The sequence below is a fragment of the Nocardioides sp. genome, from assembly GCF_035481145.1.
Taxonomy (GTDB): domain Bacteria; phylum Actinomycetota; class Actinomycetes; order Propionibacteriales; family Nocardioidaceae; genus Nocardioides.
This window is the reverse complement of the sequence record NZ_DATIHB010000008.1, coordinates 38,905-57,000: the sequence shown is the minus strand read 5'-3', so window position 1 is coordinate 57,000 and position 18,096 is coordinate 38,905. Positions and strand designations below refer to the sequence as shown.

The window sequence follows — 18,096 nt, the reverse complement described above, 5'->3', positions numbered from 1 at the left end:
CGATTGTGTCAGGAGAGCGGCGGCGCGCCGGCAGGCGCCACGACGGCGCGGTCACCGACGAGCAGGGTGGGCGTCACGCCGGCGACCACCGACGCGTCGACCGGGGTGCCGACCGGGTAGCGCACGGCGTGCTGTTGCCACGAGCGGAGCGTGCGTCCGGAAGGGAGCCGGACGGTGTGCAGCACGAAGGCGCCGTGGTACTCGACCGCGACGACCTCGGGGCCTCCGCCCGAGCGCCCGACAGCCGGGGCGAGGGCGACCTCGTGCGGGCGCAGGACCACCTCCACGTCGACGTCGGAGTGGGCCCACCCCGGGACCGTCGACACGACGCCCACCTCACAGGTCAGCAACGCGTTGTGGACGTGCGCGGGCAGGAAGTCGGCGTCGCCCATGAACGAGGCGACGAAGCGGGAGGCCGGGGACTCGAACACACGCTGGGGCGTGTCGGCCTGCTCGATGCGGCCGGCCTGCATGACGACGACCCGGTCCCCGATGGAGAGCGCCTCGGTCTGGTCGTGCGTGACGAAGAGGGCGGTCGTTCCGGTGGAGCGGAGCACCCCGACGAGCTCGGCGCGGACCTGGGCGCGGAGGTTCTCGTCGAGCGAGGAGAACGGCTCGTCGAGCAGGACCACCGCGGGGCGGGGCGCGAGGGCGCGGGCGAGCGCGACGCGCTGCTGCTCGCCGCCGGAGAGCTCGTGCGGGTAGCGCTTCGCCTTGTCGGCGAGCCGGACCAGTCCCAACACCTCGGCGACACGGGCCGCACGCTCGTTGCGCGGCAGGTCGGTGAGCCCGAAGGCGACGTTGCGCTCCACGCTCAGGTGCGGGAAGAGGGCGTGGTCCTGGAAGACCAGGCCGACGCGGCGCTGCTCGGGCTGGCGGAACCGACCCGGACCCGCCACGGTCTCGCCGGCGATCACGATCCGGCCGCTGTCAGGGCGCTCGAGCCCGGCGACGAGGCGCAGCGCCGTGGACTTGCCACAGCCCGAGGGGCCGATCAGCGTGACGAGCTCGCCGGGTGCGACCCTGAGGTCGAGGCCGCGGGCGGCGCCCACGTCCCCGTAGCTCCTCGACACCTGGTCGAGGACGAGTGCGTGCTCGACGGACGCGCTCATCGTCGGCCTCCTTCCCTGCGGTCCGCCGCGCGGATCCGCCGGCCGAGGATAGCGACCGGGATGACCGCCAACGCCACGATGATCAGCGCGGGCGCGGCAGCAAGGCCCCAGAGGTTCTCCGTGGCCAGTCGGTGCACCCAGGCCGACGCGGTGTCGAAACCGACCGGGCGCAGCATCAGCACGAGCGGGAGCTCCTTGATCGCGTCGATCATGACGAGCACCAGCGCGACGAGCACGCCCGGCCGGACCAGTGGCAGGTGGACGCGGGCCAGGACCCGCAGCGGGCTGGCCCCGAGGCTCAGGGCGCTCTGGGTGACCGCCGGCGGCAGCTTCGCGTACGACGCGTCGACCGACTGGAAGGCCGGCCCCAGGAAGCGGATCGCGTAGGCACACAGGACGGCCGCCACGGACCCGGTCGCGAGGACGCCGGGCACGTGGGAGAGCAGGAGCAGGACCCCGATGCCGATGACGGCTCCCGGGACGGCGTACCCGAAGGTGGTCAGCTGCGCGGCCCCGCGCACGAAGCGGCCCGCACCGAGGCGCAGTGCATGGCCCATGAGGACGGCCAGGGTCACGCAGGCGAGGGCCGCGAGGACGGCGACCACCGCGGAGTTGCCGAGCGCTTCCATGAACTGCGGACCCAGCGCCGGTCGACCGTCGCCACCACGAGCGTGGTCGATCGCGAAGCCGGCCAGGCGGACCACCGGCACGACGACCGCCGCGAGCAGCGCGAGCAGGCAGGCGCCCGTGGCCAGCAGGCCGCGCCCGAGCGGAAGGGGCGTCGGGGCAAGACCGGCGCCGCGGCCACCGCGCTGGGTGTAGCGGGCCCGGCCACGGACCAGCCGCTCCCCCGCCATCACGACGACGGCGAAGAGCATGACCAGGCTGGCCAGCTGCGCCGCGGAGGCGAAGGCGAACTGCTGCTTCCAGGTGATGTAGACGCCGTAGGAGACCGTCTGGACGCCGAAGTACTGGACGGTGGCGAAGTCGGTGAGGACCTCCATCATCACCAGCGCGAGGCCCGCCGCGAGCGACGGCCGCGCCAGCGGAAGCAGCACCCGGAAGAACGCCCGGACCCGGCCAGCACCGAGCATCCGCGCCGCGTCGTACGTCGTGGGGGCCTGCTCGGCGAAGGCGGAGCGGGCCAGGAGGTAGACGTAGGGGTAGAGGGTCAGGCTCATGACGACGGCACAGCCGGCCGTGGTCGAGACGTCGATCGCGACGCCATCCGCCACGTGGCTGCGCAGCCACAGCTGCACGGGCCCCGCAGCGTCGAACGTCGCGAGGAAGACGAAACCGAGGATGTACGCCGGCATGGCCAGCGGCAGCACGAGCAGCCAGACCATGAGGTTGCGCAGGGGGAACGTGTAGGCGGTCACCAGCCAGGCGAGGCCGCACCCGATCACGAGCGTGCCGAGCGCGACGCCGGCCATCAGACCGATCGTCGTGAGCACCATGGCGCCCAGGTCCGAGGGCCACACGCCACCGCCGCCCTCGGCGAGGACAGCCAGGACGGGCAGCGCCGTCAGGACGGCGACCAGCACGACGAGAGCCGACCACCCCGGACGGCCACGGGTGGGTCCGCGGCGCGACCGCGCGGCCGGCTCCAGCGCAGGTGCCAGGGCCTGGGTCAACGGCTCAGGCTCATTTGTAGCCGGCCTCGGCGAGCAGCTTCACCGCGTCGGGGTTGAGCTTGCCGTAGGCCTCGGCGTCAACCGCCATCGGCGTGAAGGAGCCGAACGCCGCAGCGGCCGCGTCGACCGGCACGGTCGGGTTGACGGGGTACTCGTGGTTGCCCTCGAGCATGTCGTCCTGGCCGTCGGTGGCGAGCCACTCGAGGAACTTCTGCGCCTTCGACTTCGCGTCGCTGGTCGCGACCACTCCGGCTCCGGAGATGTTCTCGTGGACGCCGGCACCCTTCTGGGAGGCCCAGTAGAGCTCGACGTCCTCGAGCTCGCCCTCGGCCTGCGCGCGGGCGAGGTAGTAGTGGTTGGTGATGCCGACCTCGCAGGTGCCGGCGGAGATCGCCTCGAGCAGCTCGACGTCGTTGCCCATGATCTCGACGTCGTTGGCGAGCCAGCCCTCGACCATCTCCAGCGTCTTGTCGTAGCCGTGGAGGTCGATCAGGGAGGCGACCAGTGAGGTGGTGTAGGCACCACTGAGGTCGCGCATGCAGAGGCGGCCCTTCCACTTCGGGTCGGTCAGCCCCGCGTAGGTGTCCGTCGCGTCGAACTCCTTGGCGTCCACCTTCTCGGGGTCGTAGACGACCGTGCGCGCCCGGCGTACGAGTCCGAACCAGCGGTCGTCGGCGTCGCGGTACTGCGCCGGCACGGCCTCGTCGAGAACGGGGCTGGTCAGCGGCTCGAGGAGGTCGTCGTCGGCCGCGCTCCAGAGCGGGCCGGCGCTGACCGTCATGTAGATGTCGGCGGGCGAGTCGGCCCCCTCGGTCCTGACCCGCTCGAGCATCTCGGCGTCGTCGCCGCTGAGGATGTCGACCGTGATCCCGGTCTCCTCGGTGAACTTCTTGAAGACCTCCTCGGAGCCGTAGTGGCGACCGGTGTAGACCTGCAGGTCACCGGGCTCGTCACCGAGGCCGAGGAAGGAGCAGCCGGAGGCGACGGTGGCGACAGCGAGCCCGGCGGCGGTCAGGGCGGCGAGGCGGGAGGTACGGCGCATGGCGCGATTCTAAGGTGAGGCTCACCTACGGTGGGTGTGGACCGGGTCACGGACATGACAGAATCCGGACATGGCCCGCACCGTGATCACCTTCGGCACCTTCGACGTCTTCCACGTCGGCCACCTCCGCGTCATCGAGCGAGCCGCCGCGCTGGGCGACCGCCTCGTCGTCGGTGTCTCCGCCGACGCACTGAACATGCGCAAGAAGGACCGCCTCCCCGTCTTCTCCGAGGCCGAGCGACTCGCCATCGTCGGCGCCCTCAAGCCCGTGGACGAGGTCTTCGTGGAGGAGAGCCTGGAGCTCAAGCGGGAGTACATCCTGAAGTTCGGCGCCGACGTGCTGGTGATGGGCGACGACTGGGCCGGCCGCTTCGACGAGTTCAAGGACATCTGCGAGGTCGTCTACCTCCCCCGGACCCCGGCGATCTCCACCACCGCCCTGATCGAGAAGATCTCCGCGGGCAGCTGACAACAGGGCTCGACGTCGTACGCTGGACGGGTTGCTGTCGCCGTCACGTCTCGGGTCCTCCATGCTCCTGCACCGCCTCACCCCCGCCCTGCTCGGCGCAAGCCTCGCGCTCTCGCTCGCGCCGGCCCTGGTCCAACCGGCCGCTGCGGACCCCACCGCTCCCCCGGCTGGGTCCTCTCCGCATGCCGTCCATCTGCTCGACCAGGCGCAGGCGGCCCTCGAGGGGGGCCGCGAGGACGCCACCCTCGCACTCGTCGAGCTCCGCGACCAGCTGACCCACCTGGACAGCGCGGACCGCGCCGAGGCCCGGGCGCTCTTCGCCCGCCCGGACGGCACCGTCGCGGCGACCGATCCGACGGCAGCCCGGTGGACCTCCGCCGAGCGCAGCGCCGCCCGCTCCACCTGTGATGCCCCCGCGACGTACGGCAACCATCCGTTCTGTGTCCACTGGGTGCCGGAGGGCACCAGGAGTGGCCTCCTGACCCTCAGTCGCCAGATCAGCACCGATGACGCCGTCGCGAAGACGGTCCAGACGCTCACGCGGACGTGGAACACCGAGATCGGCACGCTGGGCTACCGCGTGCCCAAGGGTGACGGTTCCGCCGGCAGCAAGCAGGTGCCCACCCGGGACCGGGTAGACGTCTACCTCGCCGACACCGGACGGAGCGGCATCTACGGCTATGCCGTGCCCGAGGGTTCCGCCTCCGTCCAGACGTCCGCGGGCTACCTCGTGCTCGACAACGACTTCTCCGCCGCCCAGTTCGGTGACGCGACCCACCCCGACGCTGCGCGCCAGGTCACGGCAGCGCACGAGTTCTTCCACCTGGTCCAGTTCGGCTACGACGCCGACGAGAGCATCTGGCTGATGGAGTCCACGGCGACGTGGATCGAGGAGCGTGTCTACTCCGCCGTCAACGACAACAGGCAGTACATCGCGGCCGGATCGCTGCGGCGGCCGGGGCAGCCGGTCGACACCTTCGGCGACGGGGCCCACTACGGCACGTGGGTCTTCCACGAGCTGATCAGCCAGAGGCTCGGCAACGGCGTGCTGCGTCAGGTCTGGCGCAACGCCGCCACGGTGGCCGGCGACAACGCGCGGGCCTCGCTCTCCTCTGCCCTGCGCACGGCGGGGTCCTCGCTCCTCAACGAGTTCCGCACCTTCTCCGGAGCCTCCATCGTGCCGGCTCGCTTCTGGCGCGAAGGCCGCTACTACCCCCGCGCAGAGATCTCCCGCACGTGGACCCTGAGTCCCACGGCACGCTCGACCGGCCTGCTGTCCACGCGGATCAACCACCTGGCCAGCGTCGACGTGGTGGTCAGGCCCGCGTCGACCATGACCGGCGCCTGGAAGCTCCGGCTCAGGATCGACGCTCCGTCGAGCGCCGCGACGGCGTACGTCCTGGTCTTCCGCCGCGACGGAAGCGTCACCAAGGTGCCGCTGCGCCTCAATGCTTCCGGCAACCGCGTGTACGACGTGCCGTTCTCCGCGTCGAAGGTGCACCGTGTGGCGGTGGCGCTCGGCAACGCGTCCGCGCGCGATGGACGCACGACGACCTTCCGGGCGACCGCCTGGCGCTGAGGCCTACGCGCCGGGCTTGCCCGGCTTCTCCGCCTTCGCCGTCTGCCCCTGCTGGCCCGACTGCTCGCGCGCGACGAGCCCGAAGACAGGAGCCGTGAGGCTCTCGAGTGACTCGACCACCGCAGCGTGCCGATGTGCGAGCGACTCGACGAGGACCGCGAGGTCGGCCTGCACCGACGCGAGCTTGGCCATCGTGTCGGCGATCTCGCGCTGCCGGGTCACGAAGTCCTGCAGCGGCTGGACGCTGGCCGAGGCGAGATCGCCCACGGCGTTCGCCAGCGCGGCGAACTGGCGCACCGCCTCGTCCGGCTGCGTCGCCGTGCGGCCCACGGCCATCAGGGCGTCGAACGCGCCGGTGGTGGCGTCGAGCGCCAGCTTCTGCGACATCGTGAGGAGTCCGAAGGGGTCGAGCGGGTTGTCAGCCATGGCCCGAGGCTAGACCCGTGGGGGCGTCGGAGACCACGAAAGCCCCCGGGTTCGCACCCGGGGGCTTTCGTGTCGTGCGTGCGCTGCTGGTCAGTGGATGGTCGTGGTCGCCTTCGCAACCTCGATGACCGCACCCACCGGCAGGTCGCCCTGCGGCTTCAGCAGGGTGATGTAGACGCCGCGGATCAGCGTGCTGCACCCGTTGCGGACCTGCTGGTTGACGATCACGGTCGCCAGGTCACCGACCTTGATCGTCGTGTTCGGCGAGACGTTGATCGGGATCGCCGCTCCGGCGACCTTGAGGTTCACCAGTGTCATCGCAGCATCGCCGGAGCAGGCGTTGCTCACGCGACGGTTGTGCGCCGTCACCTTGATCGCGTCGGCCGTCACCAGGCCACCCAGGACGTTGACCCGGGCCGTCTGGTTGGTGTTGCGGATGTCGGCATCCAGGAGGTTGGGGCCGAAGGTGGACGAGGTGCTCGTCGACTCCACCGCACCGAGGGTGATCAGACCGGCGACGTTGATGCCGGCGGTCGTGCTCTTGAGCGTCGCGCCGTTGCTGCCACCCGGCGGGGTGCGCAGCATCGCCGTCTCGGGGACCTCGGCGGAGACGCCGTCGCCGACCTTGGCCTGGACCTTGGAGCCGTAGGCGTGTCCGCTGAAGAGTGCCTCGGACGGGGTGGCCGGGACGACCGACTGGTAGACCGGGTTCACGATGATCGTGGCACCGGCCGGGACGTCGCCCTGCGCCTTCAGCAGCGCGACACCGAGAGCCCAGCCCTGGGTCGCGGAGGCGCCACCGTGCGTGCCGGAGGCGTAGGCGTTGAGGGTCACCGTGGCGATCCCGGGGATGGTCACCGTGTAGTTGCGCGGGATGTTGATCGGGAGGTTGATGCCCGCGATCTTGATGCCCACGAACTGCGTGCCACCGGTGACGGTCTGCGTGCCGTCAGGCCGGGCGACGGTCGTGAGGTTCGAGGTGACCGCGTCGGCGGTGATCAGCCCGTTGAGCACGTTGACGCCTGCCGTGCGGCCCCACGACTTGATCTCGATGCCGCCGAGGACCGCCTTGGCCGTCGCCGCCGTCTCGACCGCGCCGGTGCGGAGCACGCCACTCGCCGCGACGGTGGCGACCGACTGCGTCGAGGAGTTGGGAACGGCGGTGCCGGTGATGCCCGACTGGGCGGTCTGGCTGCTGATCAGCAGGCCGGAGCCTGTCTTGATCATGGTGCCACCAGCGGTGGCGACGTAGCCCCACTGCGTGGCGGCGCTGGCCGGCGCCTGGAGGCCTGCCAGGGCGAGCAGCGTCACCAGTGGCAGGAGGAGAATACGAAGCGTTCTGGTCATGGGCCCCATCCCAGAGAAGAGTTACGGAAAGCACCGATTGCCAAATGCAATGGTTCGTACCATCGTACCCCCGCATCGGGGCCGGAAACCCCAGTTCAGCACCCTTGGACCAGTGACGCACAACGCCCCGGGCCAGATGGCCCGGGGCGCTGCAGCGCAAGGTCGACGGAGCGATCCCGACGGGTGCCTCAGAGGTGCCGGAGGATGTCCTCGACGCGGTCCTTGGCGTCACCGAAGAGCATCGCCGAGTTGTCGCGGAAGAAGAGCGGGTTCTGCACACCGGCGTAGCCCGAGGCCATGGAGCGCTTGAAGACGATGACGTCCTTGGCGTTCCACACCTCCAGCACGGGCATGCCCGCGATCGGCGAGCTCGGGTCCTCGGACGCGGCCGGGTTGACCGTGTCGTTGGCGCCGATGACCAGGACGACGTCGGTCTCCGGGAAGTCGTCGTTGATCTCGTCCATCTCGAGCACCACGTCGTACGGCACCTTGGCCTCGGCCAGAAGCACGTTCATGTGGCCCGGGAGACGACCGGCGACCGGGTGGATGCCGAAGCGGACGTTGACGCCCTTCTTCCGCAGGTGCGAGGTGAGCTCCGCCACCGGGTACTGCGCCTGGGCCACCGCCATGCCGTAGCCGGGCGTGATGACGACCGAGGAGGCGTTCTTGAGCATGTCGGCGACCGTCTCGGCGTCCACCTCACGGTGCTCGCCGTAGTCGACATCACCCGACGGACCGGCCTCGATGCCGAAGCCACCCGCGATGACGGAGATGAACGAGCGGTTCATCGCCTTGCACATGATGTACGACAGGTACGCACCGGAGGAGCCGACGAGGGCACCGGTCACGATCAGCAGGTCGTTGCCGAGCAGGAAGCCCGACGCGGCCGCGGCCCAGCCGGAGTACGAGTTGAGCATGGACACGACGACCGGCATGTCGCCGCCACCGATGGAGGCGACCAGGTGCCAGCCGAGCAGCAACGCCAGGGCGGTCAGGCCACCGAGGACGGCGACCTGCGCCGTGGACTGCTCCTCGAGGAGCACGTAGACGACGGTCAGTGCGGCGAAGAGGACCAGCGAGCCGAGGTTGATGAGGTTCTTGCCCGGCAGCACGAGCGGCGCCGACTTCATCTTCGCCGACAGCTTGAGGTTGGCGACGATGGAGCCGGTGAAGGTGACCGCACCGATGAAGATGCCGATCGCGACCTCGGCCTCGTGGATGTTGATGAGCGAGGCGATGTCGCCCGGAGCGGCGTGCTCGAGGTGCGGGCCCTCGAGGTGGCCGTTCCAGCCGATGAGGACGGCGGCGAGGCCGACGAAGGAGTGCAGGAGCGCGATGAGCTCCGGCATGCCCGTCATCTCGACGATCTTCGCGCGCCACAGGCCGATGAGGGCACCGACGGCGACGGCACCGGCGAGCAGGCCCAGGTTGAGGGCCGCGGAGGTGTCGTCGATGACCTCGGCGATCGTGGCGACGAGGGCCACGGCCATGCCGACGATGCCGTAGGTCAGGCCGTTCTTGGCCGACTCGTGCTTGGAGAGCCCTGCCAGCGACAGGATGAACAGCAGGGAGGCGACGATGTACGCCGCACCGGTGATCGAGGTGATGTCCATGGTCAGTTCCCCTTGCTGAACATCGCGAGCATGCGACGGGTGACCGCGAAGCCACCGAAGACGTTGATCGACGCGAGCAGGATCGCCAGCGCAGACAGGCCGATGACGAGGTTGTCGTCCGACTTGATCTGGACCAGGGCACCCACCACCACGACGCCCGAGATCGCGTTGGTGACCGACATCAGCGGCGTGTGGAGGGCGTGCGCGACCTTGCCGATGACGTAGTAGCCGATGACGATCGAGAGCATCAGCACGGTGAAGTGCTGCGGGATCTCACCCGGTGCAGTCGCGTTGACCAGCCAGAAGAGCGCGATCGCCGCGAGGACCAGGCCGACCTTCGTGCCGGCCGCCATCGGCGCCTTCGGCTCCTTGGCCTCGACCGGAGCAGCGGCTGCAGCGGCAGCCGGGGCGGCCGAGACGGCGACCTCCGGCGGCGGCCAGGTGAGCTCGCCGTCGCGGACGACGGTGATGCCGCGCTGGACGACGTCCTCGAAGTCGAGGACGAGCTGGCCGTCCTTGCCCGGCGTCATCAGCTTCATCAGGTTGACCAGGTTCTGGCCGTAGAGCTGCGAGGCCTGGGCGGGCAGACGACCGGCGAGGTCGGTGTAGCCGATGATGGTCACACCGTTGTCAGTGACGACCTTCTCGCCCTTCACGGTGCCCTCGACGTTGCCGCCGTTCTGCGCGGCCATGTCGACGATGACCGACCCCGGCTTCATCGAGGCGACCATCTCCGCAGTGATGATGCGGGGAGCGGGACGGCCCGGGATCAGCGCGGTGGTGATGATGATGTCGACGTCCTCGGCCTGCTGCGCGTAGAGCGCTGCCTCCTTGGCCTTGTAGTCGTCACCCATCTCCTTGGCGTAACCCGTGGTCGAGACCTCGGTGTCGTCGGAGACGGAGAGGTACTCGCCGCCCAGCGACTTGACCTGGTCGGCGACCTCGGGACGCGGGTCGGTCGCGCGCACGATCGCGCCGAGCGAGCCGGCGGCACCGATCGCCGCGAGGCCGGCGACGCCGGCACCCACGACGAGGACCTTGGCCGGCTGGACCTTGCCCGCGGCCGTGACCTGGCCGGTGAAGAAGCGGCCGAAGGCGTGCGAGGCCTCCACGACAGCGCGGTAGCCCGCGATGTTGGCCATCGAGGAGAGCACGTCGAGGGACTGCGCGCGCGAGATGCGCGGCACCGTCTCCATCGCCAGCGCCGTGATCGGACGGGCGGCGAGGTCGTCGACCAGCTCCGCGTCCAGGCGCGCGTTGAGGATGGCGACCAGGGTCGCACCCGACTTGAGGCCGTCACGCTGCGCCGCCGTCGGCGCGTTGACACCGAAGACGATGTCGCCGATCAGCGGGTCGCCGATGCTGGCCCCCGCCTCGACGTACGCCTCGTCGGCGAAGCTCGAGAGCTCCCCCGCGCCGGACTCGACCACGACGTCGTAGCCGAGCTTCAGGAGCTGCGCCACGGTGGCGGGAGTCGCGGCAACGCGCGTCTCACCCGCCTGGGCCTCCTTGAGAACTCCGATGATCATGCGATCTCCGTTTCGCTGTGGATGCGGGCCCGAGGAGCAACACTGCTCCGGGCCCGTAGCGGGCCTGATCCTAACGACCGCACAGCCCCACCGGCAGGGTTGCCGAGTGTTGGGACTCGTGGCACCTGTCACAGGTTTTGCGCGCCTGAAGACCCGCTTTCGTCATCCACCCAGAACGCGCAACGAGACCGGCCGGCCATGGGCCGACCGGTCTCGCGTGCGGTCACTGTAGGGGTGGCGTGATCCGCTCGTGCCCCGACGGCGGTGACGCATCGGGCGTCGCGAGGGTCAGCTGGTCGGCGACCGGCAAGCCGGGCTCGGCCTCGCAGATCACCGCGATCACCGCCTGGCGTCGTTCCTCGCTGGCGACCTCTCCCGAGGCGACGACGCGCCCTCCGGCCACCACGACCCGCACCCCCATCTCGTGGGTGCGGTCATCGTCGATCAGCGCGCGTTCCAGACGGCGTTCGAGCTGGATGTCGTTCATCGGGCACCTCCAGGGACCACGTCGTAGACCCGGTACGCCGTGTGGATGACGGGCTGGGCGACGTTGCGCACGGGCACTCCACCCGGGGTGATCCCCTTCTCCACCCCGGCGTGGGCGTGCCCGTGGATCGCCAGGTCGGCGCCCGCCTCGTCGATCGCATCACCGAGCAGGTAGTTGCCGAGGAAGGCCCAGATTTCCGGCGGCTCCCCGCTGAGGGTGTCGACGACCGGCGAGAAGTGGGTGAGCCCGACCCGCACCGGAGCGTCGAGGCCCTGGAACGCCTTGCGGAGCAGCTCGGCGCTGTGCTGGCCGTGGCCGGTGAACGCCTTCATCTGCGGCTCGCCGAAGTAGGAGGCCCGGCGTCCTGAAAAGCCGAGGCAGAAGCCCTTGGCGCCGGCAACGCCGACGTCCCCGGCGGGCGTGGGAATGACGACGCCCTCACCCTCGAGGACAGTGATGCCCGCGTCGCACAGGACCTTGCGGATCTTCAGCTCGAGGTCGGCGTGGTAGTCGTGGTTGCCCAGCACCGTGACGACGGGAACCCCGAGGTCGGCGAACTCCTCAGCGAAGACCTCAGCCTCCTCGACGAGTCCGTGCTGGGTGAGGTCGCCTGCGACAAGGAGCAGGTCTGCGTCGTCAGGCAGGGCCGCCAGGGCAGGGCGGTAGCGCCCGCGGATGTCGGGACCCATGTGGACGTCGCCGACCGCCGCTATCCGGACCGCGTCAGGCGATGCGCTCATGGGTGCCTCCATCGACGCTGCCGGTGACTCCCGGCCTGTTCTCGATCCGGTGTCCTGTCACGTCGAGCGCCTCCAGCAGCTGGAGGAACGCCGCGGCGAAGGGGTTCTGCTCGGTGCGGTCGCGCACGAGCTCCCAGTCGACCTGCTCCCGCAGCGCCCGGGCGAAGCTCAGCACCGGGCCGAAGTCGCACGAGTGCTCGGTGAAGGCGAGCATCCGGCAGGTCAGCAGGTCGGTCGCGCACATGACCGGCATCCGCACGGAGTCGACGCTCCGCTCGTCACAGCGCGCCAGCAGCGCGTCGTCGACGTCCCCGATCGGCAGGCGGTGGATCAGGTCCACGACGATGTCGTCGAGGGAGACCTTCATCAGCCAGTCCTCGGAGTTGGGATGCGGGTCGTGCCCGGCCGCGTGGAGCGCCTGCACGGCGTCGTCGATCCGTGACGGCGGGATCACGAAGTCCACGTCGTGGGTGCTCTCGGGGCCGCCGCGCGACCACACGGCGTACCCGCCGGCGAGCGCGAACGGGATGCCCGCGCGCTTCAACGTGGTCGCGACCGACTTGAGCAGCTCGCGCTGCGACTGGAAGTCCCTCATGTGCTCAGTCCGGCGGCTCGGACGCCGGCTCTCCCTCCTCTGTCGTGGTGTCGCTGACGACGTGCACCGCGGCTTCCTCGGCACTGGCCGCGCCGCCGTCGATGCCGACATCGCGGGCCACCTCGTCCTTCTCGGCGTCGTCGCCCAGGCCCTGGTCGGGCGCGACCAACCGGCCGGAGCGCTCGTCGCCGACCGACCCGGCGGGGGCGGGATCGACTTCGGGTCCGTCGTCGACCTCGTCCTCCGCCAGGCCGTAGGCCACGTGGGCGGCGGGGTCGTCCTCCTCGCGCGCGATGCGCTGGTCAAGGGACTCCCCCGTCTCCTCCTCGTACGGCGTGGTGCCGAACTCCTCGACGCCGCGTGGCTTCTCGGGTGGCGAGACCCCCTCGTCCAGGACGTCGTCGACGCCCCGGTCGACGAGGGTCTCTTCCGGCTGCAACTGTCCGCCGTTGTCCATGTCGCTGTCACTCATGGACGGGCGGTACCCGGGCAGCCGGTCGTCACACGGGCGGCAGGCCGCCGTCCTGTCGACCGGTCGTGCCCATGCTGCCCAGGCCGCCGCGGTCGACGTCGCCCGGCTTCACCTCGCCGCGCCAGCCACCCGTCGCCGTACCGGCGTGCTCGATGAACTCCTTGAAGCGGTCGAGGTCGCCGCCGACGCGGCTCTGCACGATGTGCAGCATGTCGCCGGCCTTCTCGGCGAAGCCCTCCGGCTCGAAGTCCATCCGCAGTGTCACCCGCGTGCACTTCCCGCCCTCGACCGGTGCGAACGAGACCGTGCCGTCGTTGCGGGCACCGTCGGTGGCGCGCCAGGTGATCCGCTCGTCCGGGGTCTGGTCGACGATCTCGGCATCCCACTCGCGCTCGACGCCCGCGATCTGCGCCTTCCAGTGCAGGTGGGTGTCGTCGAGCTGGCGAACCTCCTCGACGCCTTCCATGAACTTCGGAAAGGACTCGAACTGCGTCCACTGGTCATAGACCTCGTGGACGGGGACGTCGACCGTCACGCTCTTCTCCATGGTCGTCATGGTGATGTTCTCCTCTCTGTGGGCATGACTCGCGACGTACCCAGCCTTCGAGGAGCTACACACGAGATCAGTCGGTGCCACCTCGCGCCGCGGCCCAGTTGACGAGGTCGCGGGCGGGCCCGGCGGGCGGCTCGTGGTCACCCGACCAGACCGCGTGCATCGGGCGGGTCAGGTCGACACCGCTCACCTTGATCGCCACCAGGCGGCCCGAGGCGAGGTCGTCGCGGACGGCGTAGCGGCTCAGGGCGGCGGGGCCGGCACCGGCCGCGACCGCGGAGCGCACCGCGGCGGTGCTCGCCATCTCGAACGCCGGCGGCACGGTCGGCAGGTCGCCGAGGGCCCGCTCGAGCACGACGCGCGTGCCGGAGCCCGCCTCACGGGAGACCAGCTTGGTGCCGGCCAGCATGGCGGCACTGATCGTGCGGTCGGGCCGCTGGGCCCAGGGATGCCTCGCCGCGACCACCACGACCAGCTCGTCGACCGCCACCAGACGCCGCTGGAGCCCCTCGGGCGCCTCAGGACCCTCGACGAAACCGAGCGCGACCTCTCCGGAACGCACCAGCGTGGCGACCCGCTCACTGTTGGCCGCGGTCATGGTGAACTGCGTCGGCGGTATGCCGGCGCGCGCCTGCTGGGTCCGGACGGCGACGAGCCAGCCGGGCAGGAGGTACTCCGCGATGGTCAGGCTGGCCGCCACCTCGAGGTGTCCACGCCGGTCCGACCGCAGCGCCGCGATGCCGGCGTCGAGCTGCTCGGCGGCGTCCAGGATCCGGCTCGACCACTGCACGACCAGCTCTCCGGTCTGCGTGAGGTGTGATCCTCGTCGCGTCCGGGCGAGCAGCGGGGCACCCACCATCGCCTCCATGGTGCGCAGCCGCGAGGAGGCCGCCTGCTGGGAAATGCCCAGTTCAGAGGCGGCGGACGACAGCGAACCGGCGCGCGCGACGACCACCAGGAGCTCGAGGGCGCGGAGGTCGGGAACGTGAGGACTCAACACTCCCACAAACTAGCCTTGTGACCACACAACCACAACCTCGTTCTGTGGATCTTCGTTCTCCTCCACACTTGAGTCATGACTCTTCGCGTTGCAGTCGTGGGTGGCGGCCCGGCCGGCATCTACGCCGCTGACATCCTGACCAAGTCCGACGTCGACGTCGCCGTCGACATCATCGAGCGCCTCCCCGCGCCGTTCGGCCTCGTGCGCTACGGCGTCGCACCGGACCACCCGCGCATCAAGGAGATCATCAAGGCCCTCGACCGCGTTCTGGACAAGCCGGAGATCCGCTTCCTCGGCAATGTGACCTTCGGCGTGGACGTGAAGCTCGAGGAGCTCCAGGAGTTCTACGACGCCGTCATCTTCTCCACTGGCGCGAAGTCCGACCGCGACCTCGGCATCCCCGGCGAGGAGCACTCGATCGGTGCCGCCGACTTCGTCTCCTGGTACGACGCGCACCCCGACGACGCCCCCACCTGGGACTTCGAGGGTGCGACCTCCGTCGCCGTCCTCGGCGTCGGCAACGTCGCACTCGACGTCGCCCGCGTCCTCGCCAAGACCGCCGACGAGATGCTCGTGACCGACATCCCGGCGCAGGTCTACGAAGGCCTCAAGACCAAGCAGATCACCGACGTGCACGTCTTCGCGCGCCGCGGCCCGGCGTACGCGAAGTTCTCGCCGCTCGAGCTCCGCGAGCTCAACCACTCGCCCAACGTCGAGGTGATCGTCCACCCCGAGGGCTTCGACGTCGACGAGCACGGCATGGAGCACATCGGCAAGCACAAGTCGCAGAAGATGGTCCTCGACACCCTCGCCAACTGGGTCGGTCGCGACCCGGTCGGCAAGCCGCACCGCATCCACCTGCACTTCTGCGAGTCGCCGGCCGAGATCGTCGCGGTCGACGGCAAGGTGACCACCTTCAAGACCGAGCGCACCCACTCCCCCAACGCCGACGGCAACGTCGAGGGCACGGGCGAGATCACCGACTGGGAGGTCCAGCAGGTCTACCGCGCGATCGGCTACAAGTCCGACCCGCTCCCGGGCCTGCCGTGGGACGAGCGCAAGGCGGTCATCCCCAACGATGGCGGCAAGGTCCTCGACCTCGACGGCAACCACATCCCCGGCCTCTACACGACCGGCTGGATCAAGCGCGGTCCGGTCGGCCTCATCGGCCACACCAAGTCGGACGCCGCCGAGACGGTCGGCCACCTCCTGGAGAACACGACGCAGACCGCGCCGCAGCGCTCCGACGAGGCCGTTGACGCGTTCTTCGCCGAGCGGGGTGCCAACGTCTTCACCCACGAGCACTGGCTGAAGCTCAACGAGCACGAGGTCGCCCTGGGCGAGGCGCAGGAGCGCCTGCGCGTCAAGGTCCCCACCCGCGAGGGCATGCTCGACGCCGGTCAGGGCTGACGCTCCACCTTCGTCGTACGGCGGTCCGGGTTCGCCCCGGGCCGCCGTACGACATTTCGGGGACTCAGCCGAGTGCGCCCAGGTCGAGCGTGTGCGCGGTGTGGTCGCGCTTCGCGACGAGGTACCGCTCGTTGGCCTCGGAGAGGTGGACGCCGGTCGCCTCCTGCGCGACGACGGTGATGCCGTAGGCGTCGAGCTGGACCGCCTTGTCGGGGTTGTTGCTCAGCAGCCGGATCTGCGGGTGGCCGAGGGCGCGGAGCATCTGGGCGGCGGCGGTGTAGTCGCGCTCGTCCTCGCCACGCCCCAGGGCCCGGTTCGCCTCGTAGGTGTCGAGGCCCTGGTCCTGGAGGGCGTACGCGTCGAGCTTCGCGTACAGGCCGATGCCGCGGCCCTCCTGGCGCAGGTAGAGCAGGAAGCCGCCGGCCTGCGTGATCCGCTCGACGGCCTCACGCAGCTGCGGACCGCAGTCGCAGCGCTGCGAGCCGAAGACGTCACCGGTCAGGCACTCGGAGTGCGGCCGCACAAGAGGGACGTCGGCGTGCTCCCAGTCGCCGAGGCCGAGCGCGAGGTGCTCCTTGCCATCGGCCAGGCCCCGGAAGGTGAAGACGTCCGCGACGGTCTCGTAGCCGTCGGCGAACCGCAGCGGAACCCGGACCCGGGTGCGGACCGCGAGTGACGGGCAGTCGGGCAGGATCGGTGCTTCGGCAGTCATGGAGGCTCCCGTCGGTGGTCAGCAGAAGATGACGGGTCAACCATCTGCCGTCCGACGGATATTCCGGAATGCCCGGATCGAATCAGTCGACCTCGGCGTCGGTGGGCCAGGGGTTCGCACGGCAGCCGCGCAGCCCCAGGGTCTGCTGCAGCATGACCGGTGCCGGGTCGCCCGCGCCCGTGCACGGCACGTGGCCGTGCCCGAGCCCGTGGCCGACCTCGTGGTTGACCACGTAGATCCGGTACGCCGCGAGGTCACCCGCGTAGCTCGCCGCACCCTCGGCCCAGCGCCAGGCGTTGATGACGACGTCCTCGCCGTTACGGCACGAGACCTTGCCGCGCGTGTCCAACGGAGCACAGAGCCGGTCCGTGGTGCGCGGGGACGCGAGCACGATCCGCAGGTCTGCCTCGCCCTCGACGCGGACCAGCGGCTCGCCCGTGCGCCCGGACCAGCTGCGCGGGTCGCCCAGCGTGCGATCCACCGCCCGGGCGAACCCAGCCGCCCGGAACGGCAGGCCGCGCTCCACCTCGACGCGGTAGGTCACGGCACCGTCGGGGACCTCGGAGTCGGGCGCCGCGGCGACGGCGTACGTGCCGGAGGCCTGCTGGGGCACGACCGGGCCTGCGGAGGCGATGACGGGCCGGACGCCGGGCACGGGAAGCCGTCCCCCGCGTGCCTCCGACTCGACCGATCCAGCAGCGGCCTCGGCCGGCTCCGCGAGCAGGTCCGGAGAGGCGAAGGACGACTGCTCGCCCTCCCCTGCGGACTGCAGCGCCATCGGCAACGCTCCGATCAGCCCGAGGTGGGCGACCACCAGGAGGACGAGGAGCAACGGCCGCGAGGCGCGGGAGCGACGGCGCACGGGGGCGGCTCGGCGCCGCCCTGCCTGTGTCCCTCGCCGTTGCATCCGACGAGTCTAGACATCACCCGTGGGGTCGGGCACCACGTTGCATGACCTCGGCCTCCTTGCGCAGTGCACGCGCTGCACCCGGGGTGATGAGCGGCTCGTCGGTCGCCTCGGCGACGGGGGCAGGCTCGTCGTCCTCGACGAGTTCCTCGGTCCAGTCATCGGCGTGGCGGCCCGGCGAGCCGCCGTGTGCATCCGCGCGCGAGGAGGCGCTGGGTTCGTGGGCGACCGCGGGGCGCAACGGTGCGGGCTCCGGTCGGGGCACGGGGTCAGTCTTCGGCGGGGCCCAGGCGCCGGCGCGAGCTTCCTGGGACTCGTGGCTACCGCTTCCGGTCACGGCCCGGGCGACGCCGCGGACCGCGCTCCTCACCACACCCGGCACGGGGACCGCGTCGACGGTGCGGGCCGCGAGGCGCGTGGCCGAGGACGTGAGGGAGATGAGGCTGTCACCGAGGGACATCAGGATTTC

At 70.6% G+C, this 18,096-nt stretch carries 19 protein-coding genes; 3 read left to right on the top strand and 16 right to left on the bottom strand.

Going from position 1 to position 18,096, the window contains the following annotated elements:
* Positions 1 to 8: 8 nt before the first annotated feature.
* The 3 genes from VLF38_RS01125 to VLF38_RS01115 are packed head-to-tail and all read right to left on the bottom strand — an operon-like array spanning position 9 to position 3,788.
* Positions 9 to 1,112, bottom strand: coding sequence for an ABC transporter ATP-binding protein (locus VLF38_RS01125; RefSeq protein ID WP_325269453.1), 1,104 nt, complete (start codon positions 1,110 to 1,112; stop codon positions 9 to 11).
* Positions 1,109 to 2,746 carry an iron ABC transporter permease gene (locus VLF38_RS01120; protein WP_325269452.1) on the bottom strand — a complete coding sequence of 546 codons (1,638 nt, stop codon included), beginning with the start codon at positions 2,744 to 2,746 and terminating at the stop codon, positions 1,109 to 1,111. The genes VLF38_RS01125 and VLF38_RS01120 overlap by 4 nt, the downstream gene beginning before the upstream one ends.
* 10 nt (positions 2,747 to 2,756) lie before the next feature.
* Complete coding sequence (locus tag VLF38_RS01115; RefSeq protein ID WP_325269451.1) at positions 2,757 to 3,788, bottom strand: extracellular solute-binding protein; 1,032 nt, start codon at positions 3,786 to 3,788, stop codon at positions 2,757 to 2,759.
* A gap of 70 nt (positions 3,789 to 3,858) precedes the next feature.
* Here VLF38_RS01115 and VLF38_RS01110 point away from each other — a divergent pair, with 70 nt between their 5' ends.
* Positions 3,859 to 4,257, top strand: a complete 399-nt coding sequence (locus tag VLF38_RS01110) for an adenylyltransferase/cytidyltransferase family protein (protein WP_325269450.1) — start codon at positions 3,859 to 3,861, stop codon at positions 4,255 to 4,257.
* A gap of 61 nt (positions 4,258 to 4,318) precedes the next feature.
* Complete coding sequence (locus tag VLF38_RS01105; protein ID WP_325269449.1) at positions 4,319 to 5,836, top strand: MXAN_6640 family putative metalloprotease; 1,518 nt, start codon at positions 4,319 to 4,321, stop codon at positions 5,834 to 5,836.
* A gap of 3 nt (positions 5,837 to 5,839) precedes the next feature.
* Here VLF38_RS01105 and VLF38_RS01100 read toward each other — a convergent pair whose 3' ends face one another.
* From VLF38_RS01100 to VLF38_RS01055, 10 genes are all read right to left on the bottom strand, one after another.
* Positions 5,840 to 6,262, bottom strand: a complete 423-nt coding sequence (locus VLF38_RS01100) for a hypothetical protein (protein ID WP_325269448.1) — start codon at positions 6,260 to 6,262, stop codon at positions 5,840 to 5,842.
* A gap of 90 nt (positions 6,263 to 6,352) precedes the next feature.
* Positions 6,353 to 7,609 carry a choice-of-anchor P family protein gene (locus VLF38_RS01095; protein WP_325269447.1) on the bottom strand — a complete coding sequence of 419 codons (1,257 nt, stop codon included), beginning with the start codon at positions 7,607 to 7,609 and terminating at the stop codon, positions 6,353 to 6,355.
* 188 nt (positions 7,610 to 7,797) lie between these two features.
* On the bottom strand, positions 7,798 to 9,222 hold the full coding sequence (pntB, locus tag VLF38_RS01090; RefSeq protein ID WP_325269446.1) for a Re/Si-specific NAD(P)(+) transhydrogenase subunit beta: 1,425 nt from the start codon (positions 9,220 to 9,222) through the stop codon (positions 7,798 to 7,800).
* A 2-nt stretch (positions 9,223 to 9,224) separates the two neighbouring features.
* Entirely contained in the window at positions 9,225 to 10,751 is a 1,527-nt protein-coding gene (locus VLF38_RS01085) for a Re/Si-specific NAD(P)(+) transhydrogenase subunit alpha (RefSeq protein ID WP_325269445.1), read from the bottom strand.
* 223 nt (positions 10,752 to 10,974) lie between these two features.
* Positions 10,975 to 11,238, bottom strand: coding sequence for a BON domain-containing protein (locus tag VLF38_RS01080; protein ID WP_325269444.1), 264 nt, complete (start codon positions 11,236 to 11,238; stop codon positions 10,975 to 10,977).
* Entirely contained in the window at positions 11,235 to 11,978 is a 744-nt protein-coding gene (locus VLF38_RS01075; protein WP_325269443.1) for a metallophosphoesterase, read from the bottom strand. The genes VLF38_RS01080 and VLF38_RS01075 overlap by 4 nt, the downstream gene beginning before the upstream one ends.
* A complete protein-coding gene (locus tag VLF38_RS01070; protein ID WP_325269442.1) occupies positions 11,962 to 12,573 on the bottom strand; it encodes a nucleotidyltransferase family protein in 612 nt (203 codons plus the stop codon). The genes VLF38_RS01075 and VLF38_RS01070 overlap by 17 nt, the downstream gene beginning before the upstream one ends.
* Before the next feature lie 4 nt (positions 12,574 to 12,577).
* On the bottom strand, positions 12,578 to 13,045 hold the full coding sequence (locus VLF38_RS01065) for a DUF5709 domain-containing protein (protein ID WP_325269441.1): 468 nt from the start codon (positions 13,043 to 13,045) through the stop codon (positions 12,578 to 12,580).
* A gap of 28 nt (positions 13,046 to 13,073) precedes the next feature.
* Positions 13,074 to 13,601, bottom strand: a complete 528-nt coding sequence (locus VLF38_RS01060; protein WP_325269440.1) for an SRPBCC family protein — start codon at positions 13,599 to 13,601, stop codon at positions 13,074 to 13,076.
* Positions 13,602 to 13,668: 67 nt separating this feature from the next.
* Positions 13,669 to 14,598, bottom strand: coding sequence for a LysR substrate-binding domain-containing protein (locus VLF38_RS01055; protein WP_325269439.1), 930 nt, complete (start codon positions 14,596 to 14,598; stop codon positions 13,669 to 13,671).
* 75 nt (positions 14,599 to 14,673) lie between these two features.
* Between VLF38_RS01055 and VLF38_RS01050 the strand changes: the two genes are divergently transcribed.
* Positions 14,674 to 16,008 (top strand): FAD-dependent oxidoreductase, encoded by a 1,335-nt coding sequence (locus tag VLF38_RS01050; RefSeq protein WP_325269438.1) that lies wholly within the window; start codon positions 14,674 to 14,676, stop codon positions 16,006 to 16,008.
* A 64-nt stretch (positions 16,009 to 16,072) separates the two neighbouring features.
* Here VLF38_RS01050 and VLF38_RS01045 read toward each other — a convergent pair whose 3' ends face one another.
* The 3 genes from VLF38_RS01045 to VLF38_RS01035 form a co-directional block, all read right to left on the bottom strand.
* Positions 16,073 to 16,720 (bottom strand): GTP cyclohydrolase II, encoded by a 648-nt coding sequence (locus VLF38_RS01045; RefSeq protein WP_325269437.1) that lies wholly within the window; start codon positions 16,718 to 16,720, stop codon positions 16,073 to 16,075.
* A gap of 82 nt (positions 16,721 to 16,802) precedes the next feature.
* Complete coding sequence (locus VLF38_RS01040) at positions 16,803 to 17,582, bottom strand: DUF3152 domain-containing protein (RefSeq protein ID WP_325269436.1); 780 nt, start codon at positions 17,580 to 17,582, stop codon at positions 16,803 to 16,805.
* A gap of 61 nt (positions 17,583 to 17,643) precedes the next feature.
* Positions 17,644 to 18,087, bottom strand: a complete 444-nt coding sequence (locus tag VLF38_RS01035) for a hypothetical protein (protein ID WP_325269435.1) — start codon at positions 18,085 to 18,087, stop codon at positions 17,644 to 17,646.
* Between the last annotated feature and the right edge of the window lie 9 nt (positions 18,088 to 18,096).

Excerpts from the sequence above, each read along its gene's own strand:
- VLF38_RS01125 (WP_325269453.1), bottom strand. The coding sequence starts at position 1,112 with ATGAGCGCGTCCGTCGAGCACGCACTCGTCCTCGACCAGGTGTCGAGG.
- VLF38_RS01115 (WP_325269451.1), bottom strand. The coding sequence starts at position 3,788 with ATGCGCCGTACCTCCCGCCTCGCCGCCCTGACCGCCGCCGGGCTCGCT.
- VLF38_RS01110 (WP_325269450.1), top strand. The coding sequence starts at position 3,859 with ATGGCCCGCACCGTGATCACCTTCGGCACCTTCGACGTCTTCCACGTC.
- VLF38_RS01105 (WP_325269449.1), top strand. The coding sequence starts at position 4,319 with ATGCTCCTGCACCGCCTCACCCCCGCCCTGCTCGGCGCAAGCCTCGCG.
- VLF38_RS01100 (WP_325269448.1), bottom strand. The coding sequence starts at position 6,262 with ATGGCTGACAACCCGCTCGACCCCTTCGGACTCCTCACGATGTCGCAG.
- VLF38_RS01095 (WP_325269447.1), bottom strand. The coding sequence starts at position 7,609 with ATGACCAGAACGCTTCGTATTCTCCTCCTGCCACTGGTGACGCTGCTC.
- pntB (WP_325269446.1), bottom strand. The coding sequence starts at position 9,222 with ATGGACATCACCTCGATCACCGGTGCGGCGTACATCGTCGCCTCCCTG.
- VLF38_RS01085 (WP_325269445.1), bottom strand. The coding sequence starts at position 10,751 with ATGATCATCGGAGTTCTCAAGGAGGCCCAGGCGGGTGAGACGCGCGTT.
- VLF38_RS01080 (WP_325269444.1), bottom strand. The coding sequence starts at position 11,238 with ATGAACGACATCCAGCTCGAACGCCGTCTGGAACGCGCGCTGATCGAC.
- VLF38_RS01075 (WP_325269443.1), bottom strand. The coding sequence starts at position 11,978 with ATGAGCGCATCGCCTGACGCGGTCCGGATAGCGGCGGTCGGCGACGTC.
- VLF38_RS01070 (WP_325269442.1), bottom strand. The coding sequence starts at position 12,573 with ATGAGGGACTTCCAGTCGCAGCGCGAGCTGCTCAAGTCGGTCGCGACC.
- VLF38_RS01065 (WP_325269441.1), bottom strand. The coding sequence starts at position 13,045 with ATGAGTGACAGCGACATGGACAACGGCGGACAGTTGCAGCCGGAAGAG.
- VLF38_RS01060 (WP_325269440.1), bottom strand. The coding sequence starts at position 13,601 with ATGACGACCATGGAGAAGAGCGTGACGGTCGACGTCCCCGTCCACGAG.
- VLF38_RS01050 (WP_325269438.1), top strand. The coding sequence starts at position 14,674 with ATGACTCTTCGCGTTGCAGTCGTGGGTGGCGGCCCGGCCGGCATCTAC.
- VLF38_RS01045 (WP_325269437.1), bottom strand. The coding sequence starts at position 16,720 with ATGACTGCCGAAGCACCGATCCTGCCCGACTGCCCGTCACTCGCGGTC.
- VLF38_RS01035 (WP_325269435.1), bottom strand. The coding sequence starts at position 18,087 with ATGTCCCTCGGTGACAGCCTCATCTCCCTCACGTCCTCGGCCACGCGC.